5 protein-coding genes and 1 pseudogene are annotated in these 5,675 nt (G+C 50.2%); all 6 read left to right on the top strand.

Annotated features, from left to right (window positions below; all coding sequences use genetic code 11):
* Positions 1-91: 91 nt before the first annotated feature.
* Positions 92-388: pseudogene (locus AC2FFA_RS22455) on the top strand (DUF1254 domain-containing protein); the annotation flags it as partial.
* Between the two features lie 39 nt (positions 389-427).
* On the top strand, positions 428-1,240 hold the full coding sequence (locus AC2FFA_RS22450; protein ID WP_496853300.1) for a DUF1214 domain-containing protein: 813 nt from the start codon (positions 428-430) through the stop codon (positions 1,238-1,240).
* A gap of 66 nt (positions 1,241-1,306) precedes the next feature.
* The gene (locus AC2FFA_RS22445; protein WP_496853299.1) at positions 1,307-1,705 is read left to right on the top strand and encodes a hypothetical protein; all 399 of its coding nucleotides are present in this window, start codon (positions 1,307-1,309) and stop codon (positions 1,703-1,705) included.
* A 134-nt stretch (positions 1,706-1,839) separates the two neighbouring features.
* The gene (locus tag AC2FFA_RS22440) at positions 1,840-3,162 is read left to right on the top strand and encodes a mechanosensitive ion channel family protein (protein ID WP_496853298.1); all 1,323 of its coding nucleotides are present in this window, start codon (positions 1,840-1,842) and stop codon (positions 3,160-3,162) included.
* Positions 3,159-4,772: a mechanosensitive ion channel family protein gene (locus tag AC2FFA_RS22435; protein WP_496853297.1), complete on the top strand. Its 1,614-nt coding sequence runs from the start codon at positions 3,159-3,161 to the stop codon at positions 4,770-4,772. The genes AC2FFA_RS22440 and AC2FFA_RS22435 overlap by 4 nt, the downstream gene beginning before the upstream one ends.
* Before the next feature lie 418 nt (positions 4,773-5,190).
* A complete protein-coding gene (locus AC2FFA_RS22430) occupies positions 5,191-5,394 on the top strand; it encodes a hypothetical protein (protein WP_496853296.1) in 204 nt (67 codons plus the stop codon).
* Positions 5,395-5,675 lie beyond the last annotated feature (281 nt).

Raw genomic sequence — 5,675 nt, 5'->3', positions numbered from 1 at the left:
CGAAGGTCTTCCTATCCGCAATCGCACTCGCAGCTACCGTCCTGTTCTGGCTGTAATTTAATGAGTCTGGAGCCTAAAAGAAGACGGGCCGACGGTCATCGAGCTTCCAGCGGGTACTGGCCCCGGCACCGTGAACGACGCATTCTTCCGGTTTGTAGTTGACACAGGCGCACCCGGCCCGGACGCCGGGGAGGGCGGAAAGTATCTAATTCTGCCACCTGACTACGAAGGCGAATTGCAGGGCCCGGTTGGTGGTCAGGAGACCGAGATCGACGGTGAAACCTATTACGTGGCTCAATCCACCAGCTGGATAAACTGGTTCATCGCCCGTGGGTTTCTGAAAGACGGTAAGCCGGATTTTTCGAGCCAACTCTTTCGTGAGGGTTTGAAAATCTACCCATTTGCGGAAAAGGACAACCCGCCCGAGATGATGTTTGTCGACAAATCCGGCGTCGCATACAACACCATTCACTCTACAGATTTTGATTTCTTCAAGGAATTGCACGAAGTCATTGATCGTGAACCTGTTGCTTTTCTTGACCCGGAACTGCGTGGACTGTTCGCATCCATCGGCGTTCAAAAAGGCAAGCCATTTGCGCCTGACTTGAGAATGAAGAACATCTTGATCAAAGCCGCAGAAGTCGCCAACGCGACTGCGCGCACGCTGCTTTGGTATGAGCGCAATCCAGCTGATTTCATCTACGAAGGCAGCTACTGGAAAATTGGGTTCCCGGGTGGAAACTATGAATTCCTGCGTGACGAAGGTGCAGGCGGTCGTGATCTTGATGGTCGCACCGAGTTTTTCTATTTCGCAACTGTGAACACGCCCGCAATGACGCTGAAGCTAGTGGGAAAAGGTTCGCAATACGCATGGGGGGCGCTGGACGAAAATGGTGACTATCTTGATGGTAGCAAAACGTATCGTTTGAACATTCCTGCGGACCCGCCGGCAGAGAACTTCCTTTCAATTGTGTTATACGATCCGCAAACACGATCCCAGCTTCAGACGAGTCAACCTTTCCCAAGCTACAACAGCGAAAAGCATAAGGAAAAAGTGACTTACAACGAGGACGGTTCTGTTGATCTGTATTTCGGTCCTGAAGCACCGGAAGGCTGGGAAGACAATTGGATCGAAACCGTTCCGGGGAAAGGCTTTTTTGCCATCCTGCGGCTCTACAGTCCGACGGAACCTTGGTTCGAAAAAACCTGGCGCCCTGGTGATATCGAACTGCTCGATTGATTGTTTTTTGTCAGGAGCGAGTGACGTCGCTCCTGACAACTTTTCAACGGAACCGGAGAAATCATTTTGCGGATTGTTTACATCCTGACTTGGGTCATGGTTGCTGTTTTCCTGCTTGGCGAAACGGCCCGCCGTGGCATCGGATATTTTTCGATTAACGCCACGACGATGATCGAAGACTATCTTTGTGGCCTTTTGCTGCTCGCAGCGGCGTTAGTCTGGCGCGCGGGACACAGGTACGGACCAACCTTGATGGCGTCCGCTTGGGCTTATGCCACCGGTGGGATGTTCGTGCCCTTTGCGGCCCATCTGGAGGCATGGCTACGCCAGCAGACCTTTCGGCCAGATCACCCGCACGAAGACGTAAATTCGGTAATTTTGAAGGGTGTGATTTGGGCAGTATGCCTGATCTGTTTCGTGATCTCGTTCAGAGATGCGGTCAGAAATGGAAAGAAGCAAGCGTGATCAGTGGCAATCGGCCTAAAAACAGGCCCACCTAAAGATGCCCTGAAATCCAAAATATTCAAATCTTAATATAAGTGTGGATTTGTTGCGTCTCATTATGCTCTTTTCAACCCTTAAAGAAGGGGGACGGAGACATGACACGAATACTTGGAGCCGGGCTGATTTGGCTATTCCTAGGCATTGCGATATTCTTGAGTGCTTTTCCTGCCAGTGCGCAGGAATCCACTAGTGAGCAGGACGCCGCCAAGGTGGAACAAGACGAAACTCTTGTCGAAGTCGTTGATGAATCGATTTCCGAGGATGACATGGAAATCCTGCTTGTTCCCTTTACTGCGGAAGAACTTTCTGAGCTCGCGGGCACCTGGCAAGGTTATGTACGTACTCAACTTGAAGAAGTCGCTCAATTAAATCTGAAACTTCGGACTTCAAGTGGTGATCAGGAAGATAGCCTGAGGTCACAACTGGCATCCTTAAATGACTCCGGATCGGCGGTTCTGAACAACTATCGTCTCGTACTTGAGGCGTGGACTTTAAAAGGGGCCAAGGCAGAGGATCTAAAACCGCATACAGACTACATTCTTGCGATAAAGGCGGGAGCCCTCAAAACAACTGACGTTCAGACACTGTTTCAAAATGCTTGGGCTTGGTTGTTTTCATGGGAAGGGGGAATTGGTCTGCTGATGGCCGCTCTGGGTGTTTTGCTGGCTGTCTGGGCAATGATGTTTGTCGCCCGAACGGTGCGACGCTTCACTGAGCGCGGCTTAAACAAAATCCCAACTATTTCGAGGATGTTGAAGCGCTTCATCGCCACGGCGGTATTCTGGGCGGTTTTCGTTCTTGGGATACTTGTTGTCCTGGCCCTGTTTGGGGTGAATGTCACACCGCTATTCGCTGTGCTTGGCGGTTTGTCTTTCATCCTCGGTTTTGCGCTTCAGGAAACGTTAGGCAATCTCGCAAGCGGTCTGATGATTATGGTGCTAAAGCCGTTTGATACCGGCGACTACATTCAGGTCGGGGGATCATCTGGTTTTGTGGATGAAATGTCCGTGGTTTCTACGAAAATCCGTACGTTTGACAACCAAATCATTATCGTTCCGAACAGTAAGATCTGGGGGGACGTGATTACAAACGTCAGCGCCTCGGAAGAGCGCCGGGTCGATCTGGTTTTTGGCATCGCGTATTCCGACAAAGCTGCGCAAGCAATTGACGTGCTCAAAGAGCTGGTTGCGAAACACGAACTTTGTTTGAAGACACCCGAAGCTGAAGTGTTCGTAGGCGAGCTGGGAGACAATTCAGTCAATATTTTCTGTCGCCCCTGGTCCAAATCGGACGACTACTGGACCGTGTACTGGGATTTGACGGGGCAAGCAAAGGAACGATTTGACGAAGAGGGGATTTCGATACCTTTCCCACAACGCGATGTTCATTTGATACCCGTAGAGGGAGCAAAGTCATGAGAGCTTTTGCTGTTTGGTTCACGGCTGTTTTGTTTGCAAGCAGCGTCGCGCTCGCGCAGTCCGAGGAAATACTTGCACCGCCTGAAGAACAAGATAATCCCGAGTTCATTGCGCCGGTGATTGTCGATGGCGAGGAGTTGTTCGTCGTTCGTGGTTCCAGCGCTCTTCCGGCAACTGAGCGCGCCGACAAGGTTGCTGAGCGCCTTTCCAAGGTTGGCGATGCATCTCAAAGTTCGAGCGTAAATGTTGAAATCATGGATTCCGAGTTTGGGAAACTCATAAGAGCCGACGGCCAGATGATTACAACGACGACCCAAGCGGATGCCGAATACGAACAGATGGACGTCGAAAGTTTGGCTGCACTACAGGCCGAGGCTATTGAAACCGCGATCCTGCAATATCGTGAAGCGCGATCCAATGAGGGGCTAGTAGACAGTGCGATTGCCGCTGTCGCCTGGACGGTAATTTTTGCGCTGGTTTCGTATGCGTTCTTTGCCAAACGGCGAAAGCTGTTGGAGTACATCAGAAGCAATTTGCAAAAGCGAGCAGAAGGGTTTGAGGAAGCTACGCAATCGATATTGAGAAGCAGGGCCATTGCTTCAATCATCGTTTACGCAATCCACATTTTGTTGTGGGTGCTGTTTCTCTTCTTCTTCTACTATTACCTTTCTCTGGTTCTGCTTTCTTTCGCGGAAACGCAGGGCATAGCCCAAATACTGCTGAAGTACGTGAGCGAGCCGCTGGTCAGTGTTGTGCTGGCGATTGTCGGATACATTCCCAATTTGATCATGCTTGCGATTATTGCCGCCGTGACCCGACTGGGAATTCGGGGCCTCGATCTATTCTTCGAAAACATAGAGAGCGGAGCCTTCGAACTGAAAGACTTCGAAGAACACTGGATTGCGCCAACTAAAATGCTGTTCAGGGCTTTGCTGATTGTTATCGCGCTGGTGTTTGCGTACCCCTACATTCCCGGATCTGACTCTCGAGCGTTCCAAGGCTTGACAATTCTTGCCGGTATCATGGTTTCGTTGGGGTCCAACACAGTTGTCTCGAATATGATGGCTGGTTTGTTCGTCATTTATAGACGTAGCACCAATGTAGGTGATCGTATTCAGGTTGGTGATAAGATCGGAGACGTAACCGAGATAAAGCTGATGGAAACACTCATCAAATCGATTAAGAACGAGATGATCAGCATTCCCAACGCTCAACTCCTCAATTCCGAAGTTGTGAACTATTCACGCAAAGTGGATGGCCGCGGGCTCTTGGTTCATACTACGGTCGGTATCGGGTATGAGGAACCACCCAAGAAAATCAAAGCTATGCTGGTAGAGGCAGCTCATCGAACTCAGGGGTTGAGGAAAAATCCCGAACCTTTCGTGCTTTGGACCCAGTTGGCCGACTATGCGATAAACTATGAAATCAACGCATACACATCTCGCGGGTCGAGCTTACCGAAGATCTTGTCCGATCTTCGAGAGAACATTGTCGACGTGTTCAATGAAAATGGCACACAGATAATGACGCCTTCGTACATCGCTGATCCGCTGGAACCCAAAATCCCGGCAGAGGACTGGGATGGAGAGCTTGCTCACATATCTGATTAGCGGGTTTCGGACACAGAACGTCTGTGAAAATGAGTTGGGAACTCATGTTCATATTGAAAGCGAACATATGGTTTTGACGTCTGGATTGTTCGCAATATTCAAATTCATGGTTTCCGATTTTTATTGTGTTAGGGGGCGCCGCAGGACTTTGCAAAGTCCGCTTACTGCGCATCGCAGACCTTAGTGTGTGGAGAAGCACTTTGAACTTTGTGCTCACGGCTGCCGCTGAAGGAAAATTCACGAGTGTCCGATGTTCGGATGCAGCGGGTAATTGGCCGACCAGAACACAAAGGCTGCATAATTGCGACTTATGTTAAATCCCAAACAGTCTCTGGATCGGTGCAAAATCCACAATTCTTATACCTGAGATTAATTTCGACCTGCAATGGTTGCCCGGTATTCTAAATGAGGATTTGACATGAAAAAACTTGCAACCATCGACCTGCCCAGGACAAGCGGCAACGCCTTTGAAGTGCTGGCACGCTGCCAGACCGCAGCCGAAAAAGCAGGAGCCGAACAAGCCAGAATTCAGACTTTTCTGGAGGACGCCGTTCAGGGTGATTATGAGCACTTGTTGCGTGTGGTGAATACCCACTTCGAGGTCTCTAGCGCTAGGACTTGACTAGAGAGGGCCTGGTATGCCGCCAGGCCCCTAACTCAAAATACTCTCAGTCACCAGTAAGGTTGCCTCGCAGGCTGACAGCTCATGTTGTGTTTTAGAACCTGGTCATCGCCCACGTAAAACCGGTGCGAATTTCCGACAGTTTCAGGAAAACGAATGTTTCTTCCGGTGATGTCTTGAAGGACGATGCCCGCAGTATCACTATTAGGCTCCAGACTCATTAAATTACAGCCAGAACAGGACGGTAGCTGCGAGTGCGATTGCGGATAGGAAGACCTTCG

The organism is Ruegeria sp. YTSB088 (assembly GCF_059609825.1).
Note: the sequence above shows the minus strand (reverse complement) of the source record. Positions and strands in the feature narration are given on the sequence as shown.